Genomic DNA, 24,703 nt, shown 5'->3' with positions numbered 1-24,703 from the left:
AGGCGGGCCCCTACGGGACGCCTGGGGGACTTCTCCGGGGCAGCCTCCTGATTGGGTGCCGTCGGCAGTGGTTAGGCTCGAAGCGTGAGCAGGCTCCAGGTCGTCAGCGGTAAGGGCGGCACCGGTAAGACGACGGTCGCCGCCGCCCTCGCCCTCGCCCTCGCGACGGAGGGGAAGCGGACTCTCCTCGTCGAGGTCGAGGGCAGACAGGGCATCGCACAGCTCTTCGAGACGGAAGCCCTTCCGTACGAGGAGCGCAAGATCGCCGTCGCGCCGGGCGGCGGCGAGGTGTACGCGCTGGCGATCGACGCCGAGCGCGCGCTCCTCGACTACCTCCAGATGTTCTACAAGCTGGGCGGTGCCGGGCGGGCTCTGAAGAAACTCGGCGCGATCGACTTCGCGACGACGATAGCGCCGGGCGTCCGGGACGTGCTGCTGACCGGCAAGGCCTGCGAGGCGGTGCGCAGACGCGAGAAGCACGGCGGGCACACCTACGACCACGTGGTCATGGACGCGCCGCCCACGGGCCGCATCACCCGCTTCCTCAATGTGAACGACGAGGTGGCGGGGCTGGCCAGGATCGGGCCGATACACAACCAGGCGCAGGCCGTCATGCGGGTCCTCAAGTCCCCGGAGACGGCCGTCCATCTGGTGACCCTCCTTGAGGAGATGCCGGTCCAGGAGACCGCGGACGGCATCGCCGAGCTGCGGGCGGCCGAGCTGCCGGTGGGCCGGGTCGTGGTGAACATGGTCCGGCCGCACCTCCTCGACGCGTCGGCGGTACGGTCCGCGTCCGGCGCCCACCGGGACGCGATCGGGCGGACGCTGACGGCCGCCGGGGTCCCGGGCGGCGGGGCGCTGGTCGAGCCGCTGCTCGACCAGGCGACGGAGCACGCGCGGCGGGTGGAGCTGGAGCGGACCCAGCGCGAGGCACTGGACGGCATCGGCGTGCCGTCGTACGAGCTGCCCTTCCTGGGGGACGGGGCGGACATCGCCGGGCTCTACCGGCTGGCGAGGGAACTGCGGAGGCAAGGGGTGGGAGCGTGACGGAGGGGCAGAAGCCCTCGGCGGGGAGCGGTCTCGACACGGCCCCCGTCCTGGAGCTCGATCCGATGCTCGACGACCGGGGCACCCGGATCATCGTCTGCTGCGGCTCGGGCGGCGTCGGCAAGACGACCACCGCCGCGGCGCTCGGCGTGCGGGCGGCGGAGCGGGGGCGGCGGGTGGTCGTCCTCACCATCGACCCGGCCCGCCGGCTCGCCCAGTCGATGGGCATCGACTCGCTCGACAACACCCCGCGCCGGGTGGCGGGGATCAAGGGCTCCGACGGCGGTGAGCTGCACGCCATGATGCTGGACATGAAGCGGACCTTCGACGAGATCGTCGAGGCGCACGCGGAGCCCGAGCGGGCGCGGGCGATCCTGGAGAACCCCTTCTACCAGTCTCTTTCGGCCGGGTTCGCCGGTACGCAGGAGTACATGGCGATGGAGAAGCTGGGCCAGCTCCGGGCGCGGGACGAGTGGGACCTGATCATCGTGGACACGCCGCCGTCGCGTTCCGCGCTCGACTTCCTGGACGCGCCGAAGCGGTTGGGGTCCTTCCTCGACGGGAAGTTCATCAAGCTCCTGATGGCCCCGGCGAAGGTGGGCGGCCGGGCCGGGATGAAGTTCCTCAATGTCGGGATGTCGATGATGACGGGGTCCCTGGGGAAGCTGTTGGGGGGTCAGTTCCTCAAGGACGTACAGACGTTCGTGGCGGCGATGGACACGATGTTCGGCGGTTTCCGGACGCGTGCCGACGCCACGTACAAGCTGCTCCAGGCGCCGGGGACGGCCTTTCTCGTGGTGGCCACGCCGGAGCGGGACGCGCTGCGCGAGGCCGCGTACTTCGTGGAGCGGCTGGCCGCCGAGGAGATGCCGCTGGCGGGGCTCGTCCTCAACCGGGTGCACGGCAGCGGCGCCGCCGGGCTCTCGGCCGAGCGGGCGCGGGCCGCCGCGGAAAATCTTGAGGACGGGCGGATTGTGGATCAGGAGGGCGGGAAGACTCGTCGAAGTGGCTCCCCGGCCACCGCCCCCGAGCCGCCCGAACTCGCCACCGCCGCCGCACTTTCCGTACCCGAGGCTGCCCCCACAGCCGACCCGGCACAGGAATCGCCAGAGCACGACACGGACGCGCGTCGCGCGGACGCCCCCCGCACGCACACGCACGCCGGAGACACACGCACCGCCGACACCGGCGGGACGCACCCCGTGGACACCGGCGGGTCGCACCCCGGTAGTACGCCTGTCGGGAGAACGGACTCCGCCGAAGGAACGGAAGCCGAGAGAGCGCTCATAGGCGACGCGGAGACCGCCGGACCAGACGCCGCCAGAACCGCCCGCACCGAGGGCGCGGGCGACGAGGACGGCGATGTCCGCGACGGCGGAAGCGACAACGACGCCGGTGGCGAAGGCGATTGCGACATCGACGTACGGCTGCTCACCGCCGGACTACTGCGTCTGCACGCCGAGCGGATGCGTGTGCTCGCGCGCGAGCAGCGTACGCGGGACCGTTTCACCGCACTCCACCCCGAGGTGTCGGTGGCCGAAGTGGCCGCTCTGCCCGGCGATGTGCACGACCTCGCCGGGTTGCGGGCCATCGGTGAGCGCCTCACGGCCGGGCGGACCGGCGCGGTGTGAGCGCTGGGGCGCCTCGGCGCCCTGAAGCCCGTGCGTACCGGGTGCTCGCGCGCCCGGGAAGGTCTAGCTCACCGCCGCGTACGCCTCGTACGTCGCGTCGTCCTCCATGGCCACGGGCAGCAGACCCGCACCCCGCTCGTACTCGGTGCGCGCGGTCTCCAGGAGCCGGCGCCACGAGGTGACCGTCGGCCTGCGGCGCAACAGGGCGCGGCGCTCGCGCTCCGTCATACCGCCCCACACGCCGAACTCCACCCGGTTGTCCAGGGCGTCGGCGAGGCACTCGGTGCGCACCGGGCACCCGGTACACACCGCCTTCGCCCTGTTCTGTGCCGCACCTTGCACGAATAGTTCATCCGGATCGGTAGTGCGGCAGGCCGCCTGCGCACTCCAGTCAGCTACCCAGCCCATACCGGCGCCGTCCTCTCCCGAATCGAGGCTCCCCCACGGCGACAGCGGCATATTCACCGCTGCCAGTTGGGACGTTACGGAAGGTGGGCACAGCGCAACACCCCCTTCGGGCCCAATCTTGGATGGCCCGAACGGACTATGTGTGCGCGTCAGATCACCCAGGGGAGTGACCGCAGGACATGCGTGGAATAGCGGACATACCACTTGGATATGACCTTATTCATCGGGGTCACTTCGGACACCGTCGGACGCATGATCCGGAATCGGACGTGAGCCCCCCACGCTTCGGGTCGCGGGAATTCATGCCGATGTCACATCCGGGTCTTGATGCGGGACCTCACTGCTGTGACAGTTGTGAGTAGCTTAGGCCAAGGCATATACGTGTGTCCGGCGAATGAGAACGTAGGCTGCCCCCATGGCAAAGAAGCGCTCGGGCGGTGGTCTGACCGGGACCCAGCAGGCCGCCAAGTTCCTCGGTGTCAGTGTGCTCTCCGGAGCCGTGCTGGCGGGCATCGCCCTGCCCGCGGCCGGTGCACTCGGACTGGCCGCGAAGGGCACGGTCGAGGGGTTCGACGAGATCCCCTCCAATCTGAAGACACCTCCGCTGAGTCAGCGCACCAAGATCCTTGACTCCGAGGGCGGTCTGATCGCCACGGTGTACTCGCGGGACCGGACGGTCGTCCCGCTGGCGAAGATCTCCCCCTATGTACAGAAGGCGATCGTCGCGATCGAGGACGGGCGCTTCTACGAGCACGGGGCGATCGACCTCAAGGGCGTGCTGCGCGCGATCAACAAGAACGCACAGTCGGGCGGCGTCTCGGAGGGTGCCTCCACCCTCACCCAGCAGTATGTGAAGAACGTCTTCGTCGAGGAGGCGGGCGACGACCCGGAGAAGGTCGCGCAGGCCACCCAGCAGACCATCGGCCGCAAGGTCCGCGAGCTGAAGTTCGCGATCCAGGTCGAGGAGGAGCTGGGCAAGAAGAAGATCCTGGAGAACTACCTCAACATCACGTTCTTCGGGCAGCAGGCGTACGGCATCGAGGCCGCCTCCCAGCGGTACTTCTCCAAGCACGCCGCCGATCTGACCCTGGCCGAGTCGGCGATGATGGCCGGCCTCGTGCAGTCGCCGAGCCGTTACGACCCGGTCAACGACATCCAGGAGGCGACCAAGCGCCGCAACATCGTCCTCCAGCGGATGGCCGATGTGAAGGACATCAGCCAGGCCGAGGCGGACGAGGCGAAGGCGACCCCGCTGAAGCTGAAGGTGAAGACGCCGAAGAACGGGTGCATCACCGCCGTCGACGGCTCCGGCTTCTTCTGCGACTACGTCCGCAAGACGATCCTCAACGACCCGGTCTTCGGCAAGACCGCCGAGGAACGCCAGAAGCTGTGGAACCTCGGTGGCCTCACCGTCAAGACCACGCTCGCCCCGCGCGCCCAGGCGGCCGCCAACGAGGCCGCCATCGCGAAGATCAACAAGGATGACCCGGTCGCCGCGTCGGTCGTTCAGGTCCAGCCCGGCTCCGGCAAGATCCTCTCGATGGGCCAGTCCCGTCCGTACGGCCTGGACCAGAAGCAGCACCAGACCACGCTGAACCTGGCCGTCGGCAGCAAGATGGGCGGCACGACGTACGGCTTCCAGGTCGGCTCGACGTTCAAGCCGATCACGGCCGCGGCGGCGCTGGAGAAGGGCCTGAGCCCGGCGCAGAGCTTCGACACCCCGTGGAAGATCAACATCCCGGAGAGCGACTACACCCGCTGCGACGGCAAGCCCGCGGGCTACGCCGACTGGGAGATCGGCAACGAGCTGAAGTCGGAGGAGGGCTCCTTCGACATGACCAGCGCCCTCGGCAAGTCCATCAACACGTACTTCGCCAAGCTGGAGCAGATGGCCGGCCTCTGCGAGACGCTCACGATGGCCAAGAACGTCGGGTACGAGCGCGAGCTGGGCAAGAAGGTCAAGGAACTCCCCTCGATCACCCTCGGCGCACAGGAGAGCACCCCGCTCGACATGGCGTCCGTCTACGCGACCTTCGCCAACCGGGGCATCTACTGCACCCCGATCGCCATCGAGTCGGTGAAGACGACCACCGGCGAGAAGCTGAACGTGCCGGACACCAAGTGCACCCGGGCGATGAGCGAGCGCACCGCCGACACGATCAACCAGATGCTGAAGGGCGTCGTCGAGGACGGCACGGGTACCCGGGCCGGTCTCAGCGACCGTGACAACGCGGGCAAGACCGGTACGACCAACGACCGCAAGGACGCCTGGTTCGTCGGCTACACCCCGAACCTCTCCACCGCCGTCTGGGTCGGCGACGACATCGGCGAGAAGCAGTCGATGTACGACATCAACATCGGCGGCGAGTACTACGACAAGGTCTGCGGTGGCTGCCTCCCCGGTCCGATCTGGAAGATCGCGATGACGGGCGCGCTGGACGCCGGCCAGACCCCGTCCTTCGCCGCCGTCACCGTGCCGCGCGCCCAGCAGCCGAAGACGCCGGAGGACGGCGAGGAGGGCCCGAACCGCAACAAGCCGCGCAAGCCGGGCGACGGCAAGCCGGGCGACAAGAAGCCGAAGAACCCGTTCCCCGGGATGACGATCCCGCCGGGCATGTTCGGCGACGGCGACGGCACCGACGGCAACCGGGGCGGGAACCACTGACGCCACGGGAATGACCGACAACGTGTAAGGGCGCCCCACGGAGGTGGGGCGCCCTTACACGTTGTTCCCGTTGTTCCCGGGGGCCGAGGGGCGGTCGGGGCCGCTCGGGGCAGAGCCGCACTGGGCCGACCCTGAGGGACAGGCCCCTACGGGACCACCCTCACAGGGCAGACGCCCTACGGGGCCACCCCTGCGGGACAAGCCCTACGGAGTGGCCCTCACAGGGCAGACGCCCCACGGAGTGCCCCCCTACAGAACAAGCCCTACGGGATCACCCCCACGGGACAGGCGCCCTACGAAGGCCCTGCGGAGGCCCCCTGCGGAATCAGCCCGCCAGGTGCTTCTTCACCGAGGCGGCGACCCGGCCGCCCTCGGCGCGGCCGGCCACCTTGGGGTTCACGATCTTCATGACGGCGCCCATGGCACGCGGGCCCTCGGCGCCGCCCGCCTTCGCCTCCGCGACGGCCGCCGCGACGATGCCGTCCAGCTCCTCGTCGCCGAGCTGCTGGGGCAGGTACGCGTCGAGGAGCAGACCTTCGGCCTTCTCCCGCTCGGCGGACTCGGGGCGGCCGCCCTTGGCGAAGGCCTCCGCGGCCTCGCGGCGCTTCTTCGCCTCCTTGGCGATCACCTTCTGCACCTCGTCGTCGGAGAGTTCGCGCTTGGTGGTGCCCGCGACCTCCTCCTTGGTGATCGCGGTGATGGTCAGCCGCAGAGTCGAGGAGCGCAGTTCGTCGCGCTCCCGGATCGCGGCGTTGAGGTCGTCCTGGAGCTTGCCCTTGAGCGTGGTCATGGGATCAAGTGTGGCAGGTACCCCACCCGTACCGCCCGCGCGTTTCCCTCCATCGGGTCTGCGACGATGGGGGAATGCGCGCACGGTACGGCATCCCCCTGAAGATCACGGCAGGCCTGACGGCGACGGCCGCCGCCGGAATCGTCTACGCGGCGGGCTTCGAGGCCCGCTCGTTCCGGCTCCGCCGCGTGACGGTCCCGGTGCTGCCGCCCGGCATGAACGACCTGCGGGTCCTCCAGGTCTCCGACATCCACATGGTGAGCGGCCAGCGCAAGAAGCGCGCCTGGCTCCACTCCCTGGCGGGACTCCGCCCGGACCTGGTGGTCAACACGGGCGACAACCTCTCGGACCCCGAGGCGGTGCCGGAGCTGCTGGACGCGCTCGGACCGCTCATGGAGTTCCCGGGGGCGTACGTCTTCGGCTCCAACGACTACTACGGGCCCCGGCTGCGCAATCCCGCCCTCTACCTCAAGGAGAAGGTGCAGGGGCGGCACGGGCTCAACGGCAACAAGCCGGTCGTCGGCGCGGTCCACAACCCCTGGGAGGGCATCCGGGACGCGTTCGACGCGGCCGGCTGGGTGAACCTCACCAACACGCGGGGCCGGCTGAAGCTGCCGCAGGCGGACCTCGCCTTCACCGGGCTCGACGACCCGCACATCAAGCGCGACCGGTACGAACGGGTGGCGGGCGGCCCCGACCCGGAGGCGGACTTCACGATGGCCGTGGTCCACGCCCCGTATCTGCGCGCGCTCGACGCCTTCACGGCCGACGGGTACGACCTGATCCTCGCCGGACACACCCACGGCGGGCAGCTGTGCGTCCCCTTCTACGGGGCGCTGGTCACCAACTGCGACCTCGACACCGACCGGGTGAAGGGCCTCTCCACCCACACGGCCGACGGCCGGACCTCCTACCTGCACGTCTCGGCGGGCTGCGGCGCCAGCCGCTTCACCCCGGTCCGCTTCGCCTGCCCGCCCGAGGTCACCCTCCTCACCCTGACGGCCCGCGCGTAGCCCCCGCCGAAACCGGATTTCGCCTGAGCGCGCGCGTGGGCTAAAGTAATCGATGTCGCCGGGACGTGAAGAACGAATCAGCGACATCGGGGTGTAGCGCAGCTTGGCAGCGCGCTTCGTTCGGGACGAAGAGGTCGTGGGTTCAAATCCCGCCACCCCGACAGCTGAAACACCAGGTCAAGGGCCTGATCCGCATCGCGGGTCAGGCCCTTCCTGCGTCTCCGGTGATCGTTTGGGAGAAATCTGGGAGAAGATCTTGGTCGGGGTCTCCCAGCAGGTGATCGTCGAGCAGTAGCAACATGCCTCGGCTGCGCCGACCCACACCTGCACGTTCGCGAACGACCAGTCGTCGACTCGACCGCGAACGTACCTCATCCGCGCCTGATGGCTCCGCCGTGCCGGCGGATCGGCCGAATCGTGAGCTCCCGCCACCTTGGGGTGTCAGCCCGCACCGCTACTGTCTTCGTTCATGACCGCGCTACTCGAACGTGAGCTCCGGGACCTCTTGGCGGAGCAGCTAGACGTTCTCGAACCAGGACTGACCCTCGTCCGATGCGAGTTTGCGCTGAGCGACCCGCCGCTCCGTACGAGGGGCTGGATCGACATCCTTGCTCGTGACCGACACGGTCTGTGGGTGATCATCGAGTTGAAGCGTGCTACTTCCACGTCCCGTGAGGCGTTGCACGAGGTCGCAAAGTACGCAGAGCTTCTCCAGCGCGACAAGCAGGTCGCGCCTGACCGCATCCGCGCCCTCATCGTGTCGACCGACTGGCGCGAACTACTCGTCCCAGTGAGCAACATGGCCCGTGACTGGAGCCATGATCTTCGCGGTTACGAACTCCAGGTGCATGACGATGGGACGCTCAGCGCTGAGCGCGTCGCGATGCTTCCACTGTCCCCTGAGCAGTACATCACACCGGTGCACGGCATCTACCTCTACGCGAGCCCCCAAGACCGAGACCGCGGATGGAAACACATACGGCAGATCGCTGCGGAAATCGGCGCGCCCAACCTTCTTGCTGCCGACTTTGAACGCATCAGCGCCAAAGACAGCGTCATCGCGCACTACGGCCTGTACCTGGGTGTCGGCACCGTGGAGTGGGGCAGCGCGCTGTCGGACTCTCCGGAAGTAGACGGGTACGGTGCGGAGCACCCGGCCGAGTACGAGGCGCTGTGCGAAATCAATGCGCGCGTTCGATGCGTCAGGGTCGAGTCGGCTTACCCGGGAGTGCTGGGCACCCTCCTAGGCAATTCCGATTGGGAGATCACCGGGTATCGGGGCACCGGAGCGTTCGCCCTGGGTAACGGGGCATATGAGGAACGCGACTGGCTGCAGATGCTGGCTGGCCATGATCGCGGGGACGGGCAATTCAAGTACATCGGCTCTGCCAACCCCCGGATCACCAGTCGGTGGCACTCTTTTGTAGATCAGGCCATGACCAGCCTCGGCGGCAACCCCGAGTGGGAGATGCTCGCCCGGGCATGGCTGGAGCGAGTTGCCGAGCAACCAGGCGACATCGACGTCGTCCTGTGGATCTACAACCCCTGCGACCTGATTCAGACCGTCATCTATGGATGGCCGGATGAACTCACCCTGTGGGAACCACGCATCAAAGCCGTCGCCCGCTTCCCTGACGGCAGTCGCTCCGTCGCCGAGGGCAGGCTGTGTGCGAACAGCACCGGGGGTGCGCCAGGCTTTCACCACTACGTCCACGAGGTGTACCGCGATCTGGGGAGCTGGATGGCAACTCGGCACGGCGGCACGACCTGGATGACTGATCTGGATCTTGTTCGCCGCCTCGGGCTGCGCTACATGATGTTTGAGATCATCAGCGACCACCCTGGGCCGCCAGCTCCAGAAGACGAACGCGGACTCTGGCTGGTCGAGGACGGAGAGGCGACCCGATACTCATCCCACGCCCCGGAGTTCGTCATGGCCTGGCAGCTCAACACCTACGGGGGAAAGCTCGTGACCCTTCGAGATTTCCTCACGACGTACCGTCATGAGATCAACACGCTCCGCATCGAGTATCTCAACGGTGTAGACGTGAGGCGCTGACTTCACGGGATCACACCTCTCAGATACTCGGTTCACGTGTCTGGCCGGCAGCTTCCACGGTGCGGTCACGGCGAGACATTTGACGGGTTCCGATGGACGAACAGGACGGCAGGAGCCTGCGCGCCCGGCTGAGGGCCGACGGCATCCACTTCACGATCGCCAGAGCAGCGGTTCCAGCACAGCGTCGCACCGTGGATGATCTCGCCCTGCTCCTCGACAGCGCCGAGGGGAAGCCACTGGAGGTGGATTCTCCGGCCGGTCCGGAGCTGCCGGGAAAAGAGACGCCTTCTCGGCGGCAGCGAGCCGGTCCCGTCCCTGATCTTCGAATTGCTGCCGGAGAGCTTCGGTACAGCGCGTCGACAGGGCGGGGGTCCGCCAGGGCTTACGGATCTTGATGCCTCCGCCTCGCCGGACCGAGCGGGCTCGCCCAGGGCTGACTGTCGGATCTCCCGGACCACGCGGCGACGGTGCAGAGGGCGGCGACCCGGCCCGGGGCCAGCGCGCCCTGTGCCCCCGTGAACGCCGCGAGCCCCGGTCTCCGATGGCCCTGACATCGGTGCGCAATGCCACGACGTCGAGCCGGGCGGGCCTGACGAAGACGAGCAGACGAGCAGCGGCTGCACCTCGACCCGGAAACCACATCCGATGGGCTGCGGTGGGGGCCGCAGGCGAGCTGCACAGGAGCCCGCCCGCCACATCAGCGTGCGTAAGGGACAACCACGATCTGCACATCGTCTTCGTAGGTCACCCGCCCGGGGTCAGTTGACTTCACTGCGTGGCAGTTCACACCATGCGCAGCGAGGATCTCCGGGTAGCCCGCCACACGCTCGATGAGATGGGAAGCCGAAGGCTTGAACCAAGCCGTGGCTCCAGCGTTGACGGCTGGGTCGTACACGCTCGGGTCAACGGTGGATGGGTCCGTATATGCGGCGTCGTACCAGGCATTGTTCTCGCTTCGGAACCGATTCTGCTCAGCCGTCAGCCGTCCTTCGCGGGCCAGGTTGTTGACCAACCCGAACACGCCCTTGAACTGGCCTTGATCGTCGGCCGTGGCCGACTGGAAGCGCACATACTGGTCTGCCACCACCCGATCGTGCCACGCCCTTCCGGACGACGGGAGGCCGATGCACCTCCCCGGGCGGGCCTACGGGCGAGCAAAGCAGAAGAGGAGTTCACCGAGGAGCGCCGACTCAAACGGGCGAACCCCTGAACCAGGACCAGGGGACCGGGTCGGAGTCGAGCCCCAAAACGCAGGCAGTACAAGCAGTGTGTATCCAACTGCGTGGCAATGCCCACGAACAACGGCGGACGAGCGCGAACGTCTGCGGACCTCCCATGCAGGCGAAAGGCCCAGCAGCCCAAGGTGGCGCTCTACCCAGAGTTGCTTCAGGACGAAGAGATTGTGGGTTCACATCCCGCCACCCCGACAGCCGGTTCCGTCCCTGTAGGGTGCGGCCGAAGGGGGGGCTAATGGCTGGTGAAGATCCCGTACGAGACGCGCTCACCGAAGCAGGGGGGAGCCTCATGCGGACGCTTGGGATCGTTCTGCTGGCCGTCACTGCGCCGATCGGGCTCATAGCGGTCTGTGCCATCTCGCTCGTCTTGTTGGACCGTATGACGGGGCACTGATCGGCTTTCGGCCATGGACCGCGTTCGTGGAGGGGGCACCAGAGCGTCCGCGCCTCGCTCGGCGGTCCGGCAGGGGGCTCCGCGTGATCGTCCTCAGGCACGCGGAGCCCACCACCCCCGACTCGTCCCCTTCTCCGTAGCGCCGTCGGCGGTGCCTGTGGCGACCGCGGCCGGGGTGCACTTCAGTGCGACGGCCTGGAACTCGGTCGTGTGGTACTTCGCCTTCTCCTCGTCCGTCAGCTTCCTCTCACCCGTGGCCGGATCAGGGTCCGGGTATTCGGGGAAGCCGTTCTTGCGTACGCAGGTACTGAACGCCTGTTCGGGATGCCTCAAGTACTCGGCACGGACTGTCCGTTCAGCTCCGGAGAACGTCGGCCTCCAGTCGGCTTCGTACGTCGCTTCGGTGCCGTCGCACCGCCGCGAAACCTCCCGGGAGCCCCCGCGCGTACGCGCTCTCAGCGCCCCCTCACCCACCCCGGACGCCATGTCCCCGGGGCGTCGAGAGGTGGGGACGTGGTGGTCAGGTGGGTGCGGAGGGTGGGGAGGGACGGGTGGGGGTTGTCGCGGTGCCAGAGGAGGGAGTGGGGGTAGACGGGGGTCGGGGCGGTCACCGGGATACGGCGCAGGCCGTGGGTTTCCGGCCAGACCAGGCGGGTGCCCTCGCTCATGAAGGTGGCCAGGGCCGGGGTGTCGGCGATGGTGTCGAGGAGGGCGTCGGAGCCGAAGTTGGGGCCGGTGACCTCGATGGTGAGGCCGAACTCGGCGACCAGATCGGCGTAGTACGCGCTCCACTCCCTACCCGGTGTGAGGCCCGGCATCCAGATCCGGTGGTCGGCGAGCTGCGCGAGGGTCACCGAACGGGCACGGGCCAGCGCGTGGGCCGGGCCGGTGAGCAGGTGGAGCGGTTCGTCCAGGATCCGGACCGACTCGATGTCCTCGGGCAGGACGCGGGTGGGGTCGGCGACGGCACGGAAGGACGCGTCGAGCGCGCCGGAGCGGAGCGCGGTGGTCACCGCGTCGATGTCGAGCATCGTGAGGACGTCCAACTCGATCTCGGGGTATGTCCGGTGGAAGCCGCGCATCAGCCCCGAAACCGCGCCGCGCAGGTTGATCACGTCCACGCGCAGGGGGCGGCGGTCCATGCGTACGGAGGAGACGGCCCGGTCGGCGACACGCAGCAGCTCCCGGGCGTGCGGCAGGAAAGCCTGTCCGTCGAGGGTGGGCTCCGCCCCGCCCGGGGCGCGGGCGAAGAGGCGCACACCGAGGTGGCGCTCCAGCGCGGCGATCCGTTTGGAGACGGCCTGCTGGGTGATCGCCAGGTCCGCCGCCGCCTTCCGGAACCGGCCCGTCTCCACGACGGCGACGAAAGTACGTACCGCTTCGAGGTCCATGAGGTCACCTTAGGAAACAACCAGAGGTTGTGTGGCTCTTTCTCTGAGGTTGTTTGACCTGGCTTCTCTTCGCTGGATTAGCTCTTCCTGTCACCTGTTCATTGTATGGAGAACCCTGGGAGAGCGCGGTGGGTGCGGTGGGCGGAAGGCGGCTCGGGCGCCGGTTCGGCTGGCTGTGGGGGGCGTACGCCGTGAGCGCGTACGGGTCGGGGCTCGGGTTCGGGGCGCTGCCGCTGATCGCCGTCCTCGTGCTGGGCGCCGGGCCCGCCGAGGTGTCCGTGCTGTCCGCCGTGGGGCCTGCGGTGGGGGCACTGATCGCGGTGCCGCTCGCGCCCTGGGTGGAGTTCCGGCGCAAGCGGCCCGTCATGATCGCGATGGACCTCGTCCGGTTCGCCGCCCTGGCGTCGATCCCGGTCGCGTACGCCCTCGGGCTGCTCGGGTTCGGTCAGCTGCTCGTGGTCTCCGTGGTGCTCGCCGCCGCCAGGATCGCCTTCGGCGCGGCGAGCGGCGCCTTCCTCAAGACGCTGGTCGCACCGGAGGACCTGATCGTGGCCAACGCCCGCTTCGAGTCCACGAACTGGAGCTCCATCGCGGTCGGGCCGCCGCTCGGCGGGGCGGCGACCGGCCTCTTCGGGCCCGCCGTCACCGTCCTCGCCGACGCGCTCAGCCATCTGCTCTCCGCGCTCTGTCTCACGGCGCTCGGCGGCCGGGAGGAGACACCCGCGCGCGCCGCCGCGAGCCCGGTCCGGGTCAGTCCCACGAGCCCGGTCCCCGCTAGTCCCACAAGCCCCGAGCGCCCCGCCGCGAACCCGGTCCCGGCTGGCCCCGCGAGCCCGGTCCCGGCTGGCCCCGCAAGCCCGGTCCCGGCCAGTCCCGCGAGCCCGGTCCGGGGCGGCGTTCTGCTCGACGGCTGGCGGCACCTCCTCCGCGATCCCGTCCTGCGTACGCTCTGTCTGAACAACATGCTCGTATCCGGTCTGATCATGGCGTCCGAACCGCTCCTCGCCGTGCTCCTGCTGCGCCAACTCGGCTTTTCCCCCTGGCAGTACGGGCTCGCCTTCGCCGCCCCCTGCCTGGGCGGTCTCATCGGCTCGCGGCTCGCCCACCGCACCGTGGCCCGCCACGGCCGGGGCCGGGTCCTGCGGACCGCCGGCACCCTGCGGGCCCTCTGGCTGCCGGGGCTCGCCTTCGTCCCGCCGGGCACGGCGGGGCTCGTCACCGTGATGGCCCTGGAGCTGGCGATCATCGTCCATATGAGCCTGTACACCCCGGTGCTCGCCGCCTACCGGCTCGAACGCACCCCCCGGCACCTCGTCGCCCGCACCCTGTCCGCCTGGTCGATCGGCCAGCAGGCCGCCATCGCCGTCCTCACCGCGCTCGCCGGGCTGCTCGCCGCCGCCACCGGGCCCCGGGTCGCCCTCGCCGTCGTGGGCCTCCTCAGCCTGGCCACCCCGCTGCTGCTGCCCCGCCCGGAGGCGTTCCAGGAGGCACCCCGGGAGGCGGGCGGAGCCAGGGCCGAGACGTGATCGGGGGGAGCGCGGCGAAGGCGCGGAACCGGCGGCTCTAGGCTGGGTCCCTTCCTCCACGTTGATCGATTGTCGAAAGGGTGGTCTCCCGGTGCTGGTCGCGGACCGATATCGACTCCATGTGTGTATCGGCCGGGGCGGCATGGGCGAGGTGTGGCAGGCCACCGACGAGGTGCTCGGCCGGTCCGTGGCCGTGAAGCTGATGCTGGCGCAGGTGGCCGACCCGGCCGCGGGCGACCGGTTCCGCCTTGAGGCCCAGACGGCCGCCCGGCTGAGCCACCCGCACGTGGTGGGCGTCTTCGACTTCGGCACCTGGGACGGAAAACTCTTCCTCGTCATGGAGTTGGTGGAGGGCGACAGCCTCGCCGGGACCCCCGCCGAACCCCTGGTGCTGCCCGCCGAGCGGGTCGCCGTGATCGCCGCCCACGCCGCCGCCGGGCTCGCCGCCGCGCACCGGCAGGGCGTCGTGCACCGGGACATCAAGCCGGGCAATCTGCTGGTCGACGCCGACGGCACGGTCAAACTGGCCGACTTCGGCATCGCCCGGTTCGTCGACGACCCCTCAGGGGCGCTCACGACGACCGGCCAGATCGTCGGCACCGGGATGTACCTGGCGCCCGAGCGGGCCCTCGGCCAGCCCGCCTCCTCCGCCTCCGACGTCTACTCGCTCGGCTGCGTGCTCTACCAACTCCTGACCGGCCGCCCTCCGTTCCAGGCCGACACCGCGACCGCCCTGCTCTACCAGCACATCGACACCGCCCCGGTGCCGCCGACCCATCTCGGCGCGATGCTGCCGCCCGAGTTCGAGAGCTATCTGCTGAGCCTGCTCGCCAAGCAGCCCGAGCAGCGGCCCCCCGCCCAGTCCATCGCCGACTGGTTCTCCTCCGGTGCCTGGCGCGCCTACTCGCAGCCGGTCCCCGCGCAGCCGGGCCCGCATGCTCCGCACCATCACCCGGGGCCCCCTCCCCCCTCCCCCACCCACCCCTCCCGCCCCGCTCCCCCGCCCGTCCCCGCCACCGCCACCTCTCCGCTGCCGCCCTCCGTGCCCACGCCTCCACCGGCACCGGCCCCCTCGCACGGGCCCGTCCAGGGGCGCCGGGCCGGCCAGGGCCGGGGAGCCGTTCAGGGGCGCGGGGCCGCATCGCGTGGCGTGGCCGCGCCCGCGTCACGGCGGCGTGAGAAGCCCGCCGGGGCGGGCGACCGGCTCGCCGAGATCTCCCGGCGCCGCCCCCGCAAGACCGCCGCCGTCGCCGGGATCATCGCCTTCGTCGTCTTCCTCGTCATCGGGATGGCCTGGCTCTCCTGACCCGGGTACGAGGACGGGGCCCGGCCCGGAGGTCCCGGCCCGGCAACCCCGGAGGCCCGGCCCGGCCCGGGCTCAGTACGGTCTCGGCGCCATCACCTGGGGCTCCGCCGCCCCCTCCACGAGCAGCAGACAGCGGGGTGTGCCGGGCCCCGGGGCGGCTCGTACGGTCACCGTCGTCGGCGGTTCGGTGGGCAGCTCGACCGGGACCGTGACCGGCCGGTCGCCCGTGGTCGTGGTCTGGGCGGTCTCCTTGCCGTCGACGAGGACCTCGACGACGGAGCCGTGGCCGGTCTGGACGGTGACGGAGACCGAGTGCCCCAGGTAGTCGATGTGGAAGTGGTGCCGCTGCCTCATGGGACGCCTCCGTCCGTGCTCCGTATCTCAAGGGTAGGTACGGGTCCGCGCGCCCGCCGGTCAGGCGGCGAGGCCGAGCATCACCCCGATCAGGACCAGGGTCAGGCAGATCCCGATGTTCACCGCCTTGTGCTGGAGGAAGACCGCCGCGAACTCGCGCATCGTCGCCGAGGGCCAGAAGTAGGCGGCCGTGGGCGAGCCCACCACCTGCCCGTCCACGCCCGCCTTGCGGGCCATGAGGGCCGCCCGGAAGGCGTGGAAGTTGTTGGTGACGATCACGCACGAGGAGCCGGGACGGGCGCGCTCCATCAGCTCCTTGCTGAACAGCAGGTTCTCCTCGGTGGTCCGCGAGCGGTCCTCGCGTATCAGCGCGTCGGCGGGGAAACCGCGCTCGACCAGGTAGTCGGCCATCGCGTGGGACTCGGGAAGCCGCTCGTCGGGGCCCTGCCCGCCGGAGGTGACCAGGACGGGCGCCGGGCGGTCGGCTCCCCTCCGCGCGGCCAGCAGCTCGTACACCTGCCGTCCCCGCTCCAGCCTGCTCGCCAGCAGCGGGGACACCCGGTGGCCGCCGGCCAGCCCGGAGCCGAGGACCACCACGAAGTCGGCGTCCCTGCGGATCCGCATGCGGCCGTACAGGAAGGCGTACCCGACGAAGCAGACGAAGAGGAACGAGACGTAGCCGAGGACGAGCAGGGAGGTGCCGACGAACACGCCCAGGGCCCTCGAACCGACGGCGCCCGCGACGACCGCGAGGCCCATCAGCCCGAAGATGCCGAGCCCGGCGAGGAGCGAGAGGAGGTTGGCCGGGCGTCTGCCCTCCTTGCGGACCATCTTCACGCCGTTCAGGCAGAGCAGGACGGCGAGCAGGACGGGTCCGATGCAGATCACGAGCAACAGGAAGATCATCACGGCCGCCGCGACGCCGCGCGGGGCGTCGCCGAGCCCGGTGACGAGCCCCATGCCGAGGAAGGTGACGGCCAGGCCCAGGTACACGGCGTTGCCGAAGCGGCGCCAGTCCCGCAGCAGGCCGACCCCGAAGAGGAGCAGGAAGAATAAGGCGACGACGACAAGTGCGGTCATGTCGGCATCGTAGACAGCCGGACGGGCTCGTGACCGAGCGTGACCACATCTGTGGATAACTCCGTGCCGCCGCCGCGACCAGCGGATTATCGGCCTAATGCCAGTCCGCCAAGCGGTCTACAGGTTGTCTACGGGCAGTCCGCCAGAGTGAACAGGCCCATCCGGGCACCCTCTTCGAAGGCGTGCCGCAGTTCGGGGTCGTCCCGCAGCGACCCCAGTTCCCCGCCGCCCCGGCAGCGCACCGACTCCGCGAACCGGCCCGAACGGTAGGGCGGTTCGAAGAGGGAGGTGCGCAACAGGTCGGCCGCGCCCAGGAGTCGGGCCGCCGTCGTCTTCCGGCCGCCGATCGACCGCATCCGGGCGAGGAGTTCCGCCGCCACGGTCGCCCCCAGCGAGCAGCCGAGGCCCAGATGCGCCCGGAGCGCACGCCGGGCGTGACCCGCGGCGCGCTCCGGGTCCCCGTCCCAGGCTGCCAGCTCGGCCCGCACGTGGTCCGCCCAGGCCTCCGCGTACACGTCGACCGGCCGGAGCCGACGGGCCCGGTACTCCCGGTCCGCCTCCCCGAGCGCCTCCCGGGCACCGACGGGATCCGTACGGCACAGGGACAGGGCGAGGCCCACCCAGCAGCCGTGCCGGGAAGGACCGAACTCTGCGGGATCCACCACCAGGTCCAGCGCCTCCCGGAAAGCGTCCGCCGCCGCGCGCGTACGCCCCTGGTGCAGGGCGACCGAACCGCGCAGATGCGCCAGAACGCCCAGGGCGCCGTCCGGGTCGAGCGCCGCGGCCTCCTCGGCACGGCCGAGATGGCGGACGGCCTCCTCCGAGCGGCCCGACTCCAACTCCAGGAAACCGGCCAGCCACAGGGCGCGGGCCGGGGGCGGGTCCGGGTGCAGGTTGAGGGCGTGCCGCAGTCTGACCCGGCCCTCCGCGACCCGCCCGCAGGCCGCCCAGAGGAACCAGAGGGCGACGGCGGTGTCGAGGGCGGTGGCCGCCTCGTGGCCCGGCGAGGGGGACGCGTTCGTCGGGTCCATGGCCACGACCAGATCGGGCAGCGCCCGCAGGGCGAAGTCGCGGGCGTCGACCTGCCGGCCGCTCCGCCACAGCTCCGCCGCCCGGTCGGCGAGCTCCAGGCACCAGCGGCGGTGCCGGGTGACGACCGAGGGGCGCTCGCCGCGCTCGGTGAGCCGACGGGCGCCCACCGCCCGCATGGGCAGCGGCATCCAGTAGCGGGGCACGTCGGGCTCCCCGTCGAACAGGTCGTCGACCGGCAGGAGGGCGAGCGGGGCGAGCCGGTCGAGGACCGCGCGGACCTTGAGCGGCGGCAGATCGCCGAAGCCGCACACGTTCCGGACGGCTTCCGGGCAGAAGGCGCCCTCGAAGACGGAGAGCCGTTCCCACAGCAGCCGTTCCTCGGGCCCGCAGCGGGCATAGCCCTCCTCGACGGCGCCGAGCTGCCCGTCGGTCACCGGCTCGCCCCACAGCAGGACCGTGCCCGCCGTCTCCCCGCGCCCCGAGCGCCCTGTCCGCCGCATGTACCGGCCCTCCCCTGCATCACCCAAGGCACATCCTGGGGTGTCCCTCCGAGCCGGGCAAGGTGACGCTCCGGGACGGGGACGGAGGCGAGGGCGGCGACGGAGGCGAGGGGCGGATCCGCCGGACCGCGCCGCGCGCCGCCGTTCAGACCGGCCGGGACGCCTTCAGCGAGTACATCAGCGGGATACGGGGCCGGTCCACCGGGAAGCGGTAGTAGTCGTCCTCGTGGCGCTGGAGCGCCCCGTAGCGGGGGATCAGCGAGACGTCGTGCTCGTGCAGGAAGTCGATCCGCAGCCCCGCCCCGGCGATCGCGGTGACGACCTCGCCGATCGGGTGCACCCACTCCACGCTGCGGTTGTGGACGGTGACCGCGTCCAGATCGGCGTAGGTGCCGGGCGAGGTGTCCACCCACGGCTCGCGGACGAAGTAGTCGTGCACGACCCGGCTGCCCGTCTCGTCGTCGAGCGAGTCGGCGATCGGATGGAACTCGGCCACGTAGAGGAAGCCGCCCGGCGCGACGAGCGAGGCGGCGGTCTCCGCCCAGCGCTCGATGTCGGGCAGCCAGCACAGCGCCCCTATGCCGGTGTAGACGATGTCGTACGCGTCGTCCGGGACCGCCTGGGCGGCGTCGTACACATCGGCGGCGACGAACGCGGCCCGGTCCTGCCCGTACCCCAGATCTGCGGCGAGCGAGCGGGCGGTCTCCACGGCGGGCTCGGAGAAGTCGAGCCCGACGACCTGCGAGGCGCCGCGGCGCGCCCAGGACAGGGTGTCGAGGCCGATGTGGCACTGGAGGTGCAGCAGGGTGCGGCCCGTGACGTCGCCGACCTCCGCGCGCTCGAAGTCCCGCAGGGCGTCCTTGCCCGCGCGGAAGGAGTCCAGGTCGTAGTACTCGCTGGCGGCGTGGAGGGGGACGCGCTCGTCCCAGCGGGCTCGGTTGGCCTCGTGCCAGTCCTCGGGCGTCGGAGAGTACATGTCGGCGAGGTTATCCACAGGTTGAGGGGGACGCGACCCGATTGTCCGCCGCGCGGAGCATCATGGGGTCATGACTGAGCGCACGAACTCCGGATCCACCGACCAGACTCCGCTGTGGGAGCGGCGCTTCCGGGCGCCCCGAGTCTCCCTGCCCGAGTGGGCCGAGGAGGCACCGGACCGTTCGCTCTTCGTGTCCAACGCCACGGGGACGTACGAGCTGTACGCCTGGGACCGGGCGACGGATGAGCAGCGGCAGGTCACGGACCGGCCGAACGGGACGACGGACGGCATGCTGTCGCCGGACGGCGCCTGGATCTGGTGGTTCGCGGACACCGACGGGGACGAGTTCGGGGTGTGGATGCGCCAGCCGTTCGCCGGTGGCCCGGACGAGCCCGCCGTGCCCGGTCTCGACGCGTCCTACCCTGCGGGCCTGGCCATCGGGCGGGAGGGGACGCTCGTGGTGGGCCGCTCCACGGACGAGGACGGCTCCACGGTGCATCTGCTGCGGCCGGGGGCGGACGCCCCGGTGGAGATCTACCGGCACCGGGAGTCGGCCGGGGTCGGCGGTCTCTCGCACGACGGTTCGCTGATCGCGATCGAGCACACCGAGCACGAGGACGCCATGCACTCCTCGCTGAGAGTGCTGCGCGCCTCGGACGCGAGCGTGGTCGCGGAGCTGGACGACACCAAGGGCGGTACGGAGGAGCTGGGGCTCTCGGTGCTCGGCTTCGCCCCGGTGGCGGGCGACACCCGGCTGCTCGTGGGCCACCAGCGGCGCGGGCGCTGGGAGCCGGTGCTCTGGGACGTGGCGACGGGCGCCGAGACCGATCTCGCGCTCGATCTGCCGGGTGACGTGTCGGCCGAGTGGTATCCGGACGGCACGGGGCTGCTGATCGTGCACGGCTACGAGGCCCGCAGCGAGCTGTGGCGGTACGAGATCGGCACCGGCGCCCTGGTCAAGGTGGAGACCCCGGTGGGTTCGGTGACGAGTGCGACGGCCCGGCCGGACGGCAGCGTGGAGTACCTGTGGTCCTCGGCCGCCGAGCCGCCGGTGGTGCGCTCCACGTCCGGCGGGGTCGTCCTGGACCCGCCGGGCCCGAAGGCTCCGCCGTCGGTGCCGGTGGAGGACGTGTGGGTGGAGGGCCCGGGAGGCAGGGTGCACGCGCTCGTGCAGCGCCCGGCGGGCGAGGGCCCCTTCCCCACGGTCTTCGAGGTGCACGGCGGTCCGACCTGGCACGACAGCGACGCCTTCGCCTCGGGTCCGGCCGCCTGGGTGGACCACGGGTACGCGGTGGTGCGGGTCAACTACCGGGGCTCGACGGGGTACGGCCGGGAGTGGACGGACGCGCTGAAGCACCGGGTCGGCCTGATCGAGCTGGAGGACATCGAGGCGGTGCGCGGCTGGGCGGTGGAGAGCGGTCTCGCCGATCCGGCGCGGCTCGTGCTCGCCGGCGGCTCCTGGGGCGGCTATCTGACGCTCCTCGGCATCGGCACCCGGCCGGACGCCTGGGCGGTGGGGCTCGCGGCGGTGCCGGTCGCGGACTACGTCACGGCGTACGAGGACGAGATGGAGGCCCTGAAGGCCTTGGACCGGACGCTGCTCGGCGGGTCCCCCGAGGAGGTGCCCGAGCGGTGGGCGGCCTCGTCGCCGCTGACGTACGTGGACGCGGTGACCGCCCCGGTGCACATCTCGGCCGGGGTCAACGATCCGCGCTGCCCGATCCGGCAGATCGAGAACTACGTGGAGCGGCTGGCGGCCCGGGGCGCGGTGCACGAGGTGTACCGGTACGACGCGGGGCACGGCTCGCTCGTGGTGGAGGAGCGGATCAAGCAGGTGGCGCTCGACCTCGCGTTCGTCGCGAAGCACCTGGGGACCCGGGGGACGGGGAGCTGAGGCAGCTTGCGTACCGTGGGGGTGTGTACCGGTTCCTGAGAACGCCCCGCTGGTGGGGGATCAACGTCTTCGTCCTGCTGGCGATCCCGTTCTGCGTGTTCATGGGGACCTGGCAGATGGGGAAGTTCGAGGATCGCGTCGACTCCCACCGGGAGGCGGAGCAGCGGCCCGCGCCGAGCGCGGCGGCCGCCGCGCCGCTGGACGAGCTGCTGCCGGTGGACAAGGAGACCTCGGGCCGGTCGGCGGAGGCGCGCGGCCGGTTCGGCGAGCAGTTCCTCGTGCCCGACCGGGAGCTTGACGGCCGGACGGGCTCGTACGTCCTGACGATGCTGCGGACGGACGGCGGCCGGTCGCTGCCGGTCGTCCGGGGCTGGCTCCCCGAAGGCGAGCGGGCGCCCGCGCCGCCGACCGGGGAGGTCACGGTGGTGGGCGCGCTCCAGGCTTCGGAGAACCCGGGCACGAAGGGCGTCCGCGCGGCCGGTGGGCTGCCCGACGGACAGCTGGGCATGATCAGTGCGGCGGCTCTGGTGAACGTGGTCACGGACGACGTCTACGACGCGTGGATCACCCTCGTCGACTCGCCCGCCGGGCTCACCCCGGTGCCGGCGGCAGCGGCGGCGGGCACGGGTCTGGACGCGAAGGCCTTCCAGAACCTCGGCTACACCGCCGAGTGGTTCGTCTTCGCGGGCTTCGTCCTCTTCATGTGGTTCCGCCTGGTCCGCCGCGAGGCGGAGGCGTCCCGCGACGCGGCCCTCGGCCTGTAGGCCCCGGGCCCGGCGGCGAGTCCCGCAGGTCCCGAGCACCCGAGCACCCGAGCACCCGAGCACCCGAGCACCCGAGCACCCGAGCACCCGAGCACCCGAGGATCGTAGGCCGGGGCCCGTAGGGCGGAGGCGCGCACGCCCCGGGGCCCGTAAAGGCCCCAGGCCCGGCGGCTCCTACCCTCCCAGGACCCCCGTGCGGTAGATCGTGCCCGCGCAGGCGTCGGGGATGGTGGTGGTGGCGGTGGGGCCGCCCGCCGCCGGGGTGTGGGTGATCAGGACGCTGCCTTCGGCGGGGCCGTCGGAGAGGAACAGTTGCGGGGCCGTGCCCGCCGCCTCCGCGCCGGTGCCCGCCGCGGAGCCCGCGCCGGTTCCCGGGCCCGTACCGCCGCCGTTTCCTGAGGTGCCGGAGCCGCCGGAGCCCCCGGTACCGCCGCCGCTGCCACCGCCGGTGGTGGGGTCGGGGTTGGCGGTGGTGGGCGGGTCGGTCGGCGGCGGGGTGGTCGCTTCCTCGGTCGGCTCGACCGGGGTGGGGCTCGGGCTGGAGCCGCCGCCCGTGGGGCAGGTCGCCTCGGGCACCCAGACGAACTTCACCTCGTAGCTGCCGTTCGGCTTCAGGACCAGCGAGGCGGCGCCCCCGTCGGGCAGTCCGCTGCCGTCGCCCGGGGTGTGCCGGACCACGGAGATCCGGCCCGGGTCGGCCGCGCCTCGGGCCTCGAAGCCGACGGAGCCGCTGCCGGAGACGACACAGGGGCTGCCGGAGACATTGGCGATGCGGAAGGTGCCGTACACCCTGCCCTGGCCGTCGATCCCGCCGCTCACCGCCGCTCTGACGCCGAGCTGGCCGGAGCCGCAGGGAGGCGTCGCGCCCTGGCCCGTGCCGTGGGACGGCCGGGGGTCGGCGGAGGCGCCGGTGCCGCCGGGTCGCTGCGGGTCGCCCGCCGCGCCCTCGGCCGTGCCCTGCTGGGGGGTGCCGTTCCGGGGAGGCGGGGTGCTTCCGCCGCCGACGATGCCGGTCTCGGTGCCGGTGCCGCCCTGGGCCTCCTGGCCGTGGCCCGCGTTCACCGGGTCGGCGGCGGCGGTGACGCCCCCGGAGGAGGCGACGTGCACGAAGGCGGGGACGGCGGTGCCGAGGAGGACGGCGGCAGCGGCGGCGCCCACGAGGGCTTGCCGCTTGCGGGTGCGGCGTGCGGGCACGGCGCGGCGCAGGTGTTCGAGGGAGCCCTGGGACGGTTCGATACCGGCCACGGCGTCCTGGAACAGCCTCCGGAGCGCGAGTTCGTCGTCGCCGGGGCCCTCGCCTGGGCCGGGCTCGATGTTCACCATGCGCTGTCCACTCGGATCGTCACGTTCTTCACTGGCGTCGGCGGGCACGCCGTCCCGCTCGGGGGTCCCGCTCACGACGTCGCTCCCATCGCGACGCGTAGCGCGGCGATGCCCCGGGAACCGTACGCCTTCACCGAGCCCAGGGATATTCCGAGCGCCTCGGCGACCTGGGCCTCCGTCATGTCGGAGAAGTAGCGCAGGGCGAGGACTTCGCGCTGGCGCCGCTGGAGACCCTTCATCGCCTTGATGAGGTCTTCGCGTTCCAGCTGGTCGTAGGCGCCTTCCTCGGCGCTCGCCATGTCGGGCATCGGCTTGGAGAGCAGCTTGAGGCCGAGTATGCGGCGGCGCAGGGCGGACCGGGAGAGGTTCACCACGGTCTGCCGCAGATAGGCGAGGGTCTTCTCCGGCTCGCGGACCCGCTTGCGGGCCGAGTGCACGCGGATGAACGCCTCCTGGACGACGTCCTCGCAGGAGGCGGTGTCGTCGAGGAGCAGCGCGGCGAGGCCGAGCAGCGAGCGGTAGTGGGCGCGGTAGGTCTCGGTGAGGTGGTCGACCGTGGTCCCGGCGACCGTGGAGCCCTCGGCGCTGGTACGGGGCGAGGGGATGCCGTCCATGGTGTCCGGGCGCGGTTCGGTGGGCACGGGGGCGATCACCGGCATGCCGCCGCGCGCACGGCGGCGCGGAAGGACGCCGACCGCGCGGGCGCGCACCGGGATGCCCGCGGAACCGCGTGCGGGGACGACAGCCGTGCCGCGGGCGGGGACGGCGGCGGCGCTCCGCAGGGAGAGCAGTGCCAGGCCGTCGCCGCGCGGCGGGGCGATGGGCGCGATGTCGAGTACCTCAGCCACGCATGTTGGACACGCTGCCCCCCGGCAGGGTTGTACGGGACCTGCGCTCTTTTCGACGGCGCGTCGTCCGTCTTCGGCGGCGAGTCGTTCGTCCCCATAAGTTACCGATCTCCCCCGGTGCCCCGCCCTCGCGGTGTGCTTCGCGCCACCGCCATGGGTGCACGCAGAGACGTCCCCCGTTCGCCGCTGGTTGCGGGAGGGGGAAAGAGCATCGTCGGACACGGCATCGCCGCAGTTCAAGAGAGATCTGACGCCTAATTGCTCACAGGACGTTCACAGATCCCTCATAGTTTCGGCCCCTGATTCCGCGATCTGAGGGCCGCTCAGGACGGCTTCCTCGACCGCGTACAGGGCATACGCCGACGTACGGGGCATACGAGGCCGTACGCACGTCTCCGCCCCGCGCCCGACGCACGTCTCCCCGCGCCCGACCGGCTGTGCGGCCGTCGTGCGCGGGGAGACGAAGG

20 protein-coding genes and 1 tRNA gene are annotated in these 24,703 nt (G+C 71.0%); 10 read left to right on the top strand and 11 right to left on the bottom strand.

What is annotated here, in order from left to right; genetic code table 11:
* Window positions 1-84 precede the first annotated feature (84 nt).
* Together BU197_RS27915 and BU197_RS27910 are read left to right on the top strand one after the other, a co-directional pair.
* Window positions 85-1,047: an ArsA family ATPase gene (locus tag BU197_RS27915; protein WP_188271094.1), complete on the top strand. Its 963-nt coding sequence runs from the start codon at window positions 85-87 to the stop codon at window positions 1,045-1,047.
* 65 nt (window positions 1,048-1,112) lie between these two features.
* Window positions 1,113-2,678, top strand: coding sequence for an ArsA-related P-loop ATPase (locus BU197_RS27910; RefSeq protein WP_188271125.1), 1,566 nt, complete (start codon window positions 1,113-1,115; stop codon window positions 2,676-2,678).
* Between the two features lie 63 nt (window positions 2,679-2,741).
* Here BU197_RS27910 and BU197_RS27905 read toward each other — a convergent pair whose 3' ends face one another.
* Window positions 2,742-3,086: a WhiB family transcriptional regulator gene (locus BU197_RS27905; RefSeq protein WP_188271093.1), complete on the bottom strand. Its 345-nt coding sequence runs from the start codon at window positions 3,084-3,086 to the stop codon at window positions 2,742-2,744.
* A 415-nt stretch (window positions 3,087-3,501) separates the two neighbouring features.
* Between BU197_RS27905 and BU197_RS27900 the strand changes: the two genes are divergently transcribed.
* On the top strand, window positions 3,502-5,751 hold the full coding sequence (locus BU197_RS27900; RefSeq protein ID WP_188271092.1) for a transglycosylase domain-containing protein: 2,250 nt from the start codon (window positions 3,502-3,504) through the stop codon (window positions 5,749-5,751).
* 325 nt (window positions 5,752-6,076) lie between these two features.
* On the opposite strand, the gene BU197_RS27895 is transcribed toward BU197_RS27900, so the two are convergent.
* Entirely contained in the window at window positions 6,077-6,541 is a 465-nt protein-coding gene (locus BU197_RS27895; RefSeq protein ID WP_188271091.1) for a GatB/YqeY domain-containing protein, read from the bottom strand.
* Between the two features lie 74 nt (window positions 6,542-6,615).
* Here BU197_RS27895 and BU197_RS27890 point away from each other — a divergent pair, with 74 nt between their 5' ends.
* The 3 genes from BU197_RS27890 (at window position 6,616) to BU197_RS27880 (ending at window position 9,613) form a co-directional block, all read left to right on the top strand.
* Window positions 6,616-7,554 carry a metallophosphoesterase gene (locus BU197_RS27890; RefSeq protein WP_188271090.1) on the top strand — a complete coding sequence of 313 codons (939 nt, stop codon included), beginning with the start codon at window positions 6,616-6,618 and terminating at the stop codon, window positions 7,552-7,554.
* Between the two features lie 87 nt (window positions 7,555-7,641).
* Window positions 7,642-7,715 (top strand) — tRNA-Pro (locus BU197_RS27885).
* Window positions 7,716-8,023: 308 nt separating this feature from the next.
* On the top strand, window positions 8,024-9,613 hold the full coding sequence (locus BU197_RS27880) for an endonuclease NucS domain-containing protein (protein ID WP_188271089.1): 1,590 nt from the start codon (window positions 8,024-8,026) through the stop codon (window positions 9,611-9,613).
* A 697-nt stretch (window positions 9,614-10,310) separates the two neighbouring features.
* Here BU197_RS27880 and BU197_RS27875 read toward each other — a convergent pair.
* The 3 genes from BU197_RS27875 to BU197_RS27865 form a co-directional block, all read right to left on the bottom strand.
* A complete protein-coding gene (locus tag BU197_RS27875; RefSeq protein ID WP_317452320.1) occupies window positions 10,311-10,697 on the bottom strand; it encodes a hypothetical protein in 387 nt (128 codons plus the stop codon).
* A gap of 638 nt (window positions 10,698-11,335) precedes the next feature.
* Window positions 11,336-11,728: a hypothetical protein gene (locus BU197_RS27870; protein WP_188271087.1), complete on the bottom strand. Its 393-nt coding sequence runs from the start codon at window positions 11,726-11,728 to the stop codon at window positions 11,336-11,338.
* Complete coding sequence (locus tag BU197_RS27865) at window positions 11,698-12,633, bottom strand: LysR family transcriptional regulator (protein WP_188271086.1); 936 nt, start codon at window positions 12,631-12,633, stop codon at window positions 11,698-11,700. The genes BU197_RS27870 and BU197_RS27865 overlap by 31 nt, the downstream gene beginning before the upstream one ends.
* Window positions 12,634-12,770: 137 nt before the next feature.
* On the opposite strand from BU197_RS27865, the gene BU197_RS27860 reads away from it, so the two are divergent.
* Both BU197_RS27860 and BU197_RS27855 read left to right on the top strand, forming a co-directional pair.
* Window positions 12,771-14,159, top strand: a complete 1,389-nt coding sequence (locus BU197_RS27860) for an MFS transporter (RefSeq protein WP_188271085.1) — start codon at window positions 12,771-12,773, stop codon at window positions 14,157-14,159.
* 91 nt (window positions 14,160-14,250) lie between these two features.
* Window positions 14,251-15,465: a serine/threonine-protein kinase gene (locus tag BU197_RS27855; protein WP_188271084.1), complete on the top strand. Its 1,215-nt coding sequence runs from the start codon at window positions 14,251-14,253 to the stop codon at window positions 15,463-15,465.
* Window positions 15,466-15,537: 72 nt separating this feature from the next.
* On the opposite strand, the gene BU197_RS27850 is transcribed toward BU197_RS27855, so the two are convergent.
* The 4 genes from BU197_RS27850 to BU197_RS27835 form a co-directional block, all read right to left on the bottom strand.
* Complete coding sequence (locus BU197_RS27850) at window positions 15,538-15,819, bottom strand: hypothetical protein (RefSeq protein WP_188271083.1); 282 nt, start codon at window positions 15,817-15,819, stop codon at window positions 15,538-15,540.
* A 60-nt stretch (window positions 15,820-15,879) separates the two neighbouring features.
* Window positions 15,880-16,899, bottom strand: a complete 1,020-nt coding sequence (locus BU197_RS27845; RefSeq protein ID WP_188271082.1) for a YdcF family protein — start codon at window positions 16,897-16,899, stop codon at window positions 15,880-15,882.
* A gap of 128 nt (window positions 16,900-17,027) precedes the next feature.
* Window positions 17,028-18,431 (bottom strand): tetratricopeptide repeat protein, encoded by a 1,404-nt coding sequence (locus tag BU197_RS27840; RefSeq protein WP_188271081.1) that lies wholly within the window; start codon window positions 18,429-18,431, stop codon window positions 17,028-17,030.
* 145 nt (window positions 18,432-18,576) lie between these two features.
* Complete coding sequence (locus BU197_RS27835; RefSeq protein WP_188271080.1) at window positions 18,577-19,407, bottom strand: class I SAM-dependent methyltransferase; 831 nt, start codon at window positions 19,405-19,407, stop codon at window positions 18,577-18,579.
* Between the two features lie 70 nt (window positions 19,408-19,477).
* Between BU197_RS27835 and BU197_RS27830 the strand changes: the two genes are divergently transcribed.
* Both BU197_RS27830 and BU197_RS27825 read left to right on the top strand, forming a co-directional pair.
* The gene (locus tag BU197_RS27830; RefSeq protein WP_188271079.1) at window positions 19,478-21,301 is read left to right on the top strand and encodes a prolyl oligopeptidase family serine peptidase; all 1,824 of its coding nucleotides are present in this window, start codon (window positions 19,478-19,480) and stop codon (window positions 21,299-21,301) included.
* Window positions 21,302-21,324: 23 nt separating this feature from the next.
* Window positions 21,325-22,065 (top strand): SURF1 family protein, encoded by a 741-nt coding sequence (locus tag BU197_RS27825; RefSeq protein ID WP_188271078.1) that lies wholly within the window; start codon window positions 21,325-21,327, stop codon window positions 22,063-22,065.
* Between the two features lie 174 nt (window positions 22,066-22,239).
* Here BU197_RS27825 and BU197_RS27820 read toward each other — a convergent pair whose 3' ends face one another.
* Together BU197_RS27820 and BU197_RS27815 are read right to left on the bottom strand one after the other, a co-directional pair.
* Window positions 22,240-23,463, bottom strand: coding sequence for a hypothetical protein (locus tag BU197_RS27820; protein ID WP_188271077.1), 1,224 nt, complete (start codon window positions 23,461-23,463; stop codon window positions 22,240-22,242).
* Window positions 23,460-24,236 carry a SigE family RNA polymerase sigma factor gene (locus BU197_RS27815; RefSeq protein ID WP_188271076.1) on the bottom strand — a complete coding sequence of 259 codons (777 nt, stop codon included), beginning with the start codon at window positions 24,234-24,236 and terminating at the stop codon, window positions 23,460-23,462. Before BU197_RS27815 ends, BU197_RS27820 begins: the two co-directional genes overlap by 4 nt.
* Window positions 24,237-24,703: the final 467 nt, after the last annotated feature.

The sequence above is a fragment of the Streptomyces sp. CBMA291 genome (assembly GCF_014596525.1).
Taxonomy (GTDB): Bacteria; Actinomycetota; Actinomycetes; order Streptomycetales; family Streptomycetaceae; genus Streptomyces.
Note: the sequence above shows the minus strand (reverse complement) of the source record. Positions and strands in the feature narration are given on the sequence as shown.

Excerpts from the sequence above, each read along its gene's own strand:
- BU197_RS27910 (WP_188271125.1), top strand. The coding sequence starts at position 1,113 with ATGCTCGACGACCGGGGCACCCGGATCATCGTCTGCTGCGGCTCGGGC.
- BU197_RS27905 (WP_188271093.1), bottom strand. The coding sequence starts at position 3,086 with ATGGGCTGGGTAGCTGACTGGAGTGCGCAGGCGGCCTGCCGCACTACC.
- BU197_RS27900 (WP_188271092.1), top strand. The coding sequence starts at position 3,502 with ATGGCAAAGAAGCGCTCGGGCGGTGGTCTGACCGGGACCCAGCAGGCC.
- BU197_RS27895 (WP_188271091.1), bottom strand. The coding sequence starts at position 6,541 with ATGACCACGCTCAAGGGCAAGCTCCAGGACGACCTCAACGCCGCGATC.
- BU197_RS27890 (WP_188271090.1), top strand. The coding sequence starts at position 6,616 with ATGCGCGCACGGTACGGCATCCCCCTGAAGATCACGGCAGGCCTGACG.
- BU197_RS27880 (WP_188271089.1), top strand. The coding sequence starts at position 8,024 with ATGACCGCGCTACTCGAACGTGAGCTCCGGGACCTCTTGGCGGAGCAG.
- BU197_RS27870 (WP_188271087.1), bottom strand. The coding sequence starts at position 11,728 with ATGGCGTCCGGGGTGGGTGAGGGGGCGCTGAGAGCGCGTACGCGCGGG.
- BU197_RS27865 (WP_188271086.1), bottom strand. The coding sequence starts at position 12,633 with ATGGACCTCGAAGCGGTACGTACTTTCGTCGCCGTCGTGGAGACGGGC.
- BU197_RS27850 (WP_188271083.1), bottom strand. The coding sequence starts at position 15,819 with ATGAGGCAGCGGCACCACTTCCACATCGACTACCTGGGGCACTCGGTC.
- BU197_RS27845 (WP_188271082.1), bottom strand. The coding sequence starts at position 16,899 with ATGACCGCACTTGTCGTCGTCGCCTTATTCTTCCTGCTCCTCTTCGGG.
- BU197_RS27840 (WP_188271081.1), bottom strand. The coding sequence starts at position 18,431 with ATGCGGCGGACAGGGCGCTCGGGGCGCGGGGAGACGGCGGGCACGGTC.
- BU197_RS27835 (WP_188271080.1), bottom strand. The coding sequence starts at position 19,407 with ATGTACTCTCCGACGCCCGAGGACTGGCACGAGGCCAACCGAGCCCGC.
- BU197_RS27830 (WP_188271079.1), top strand. The coding sequence starts at position 19,478 with ATGACTGAGCGCACGAACTCCGGATCCACCGACCAGACTCCGCTGTGG.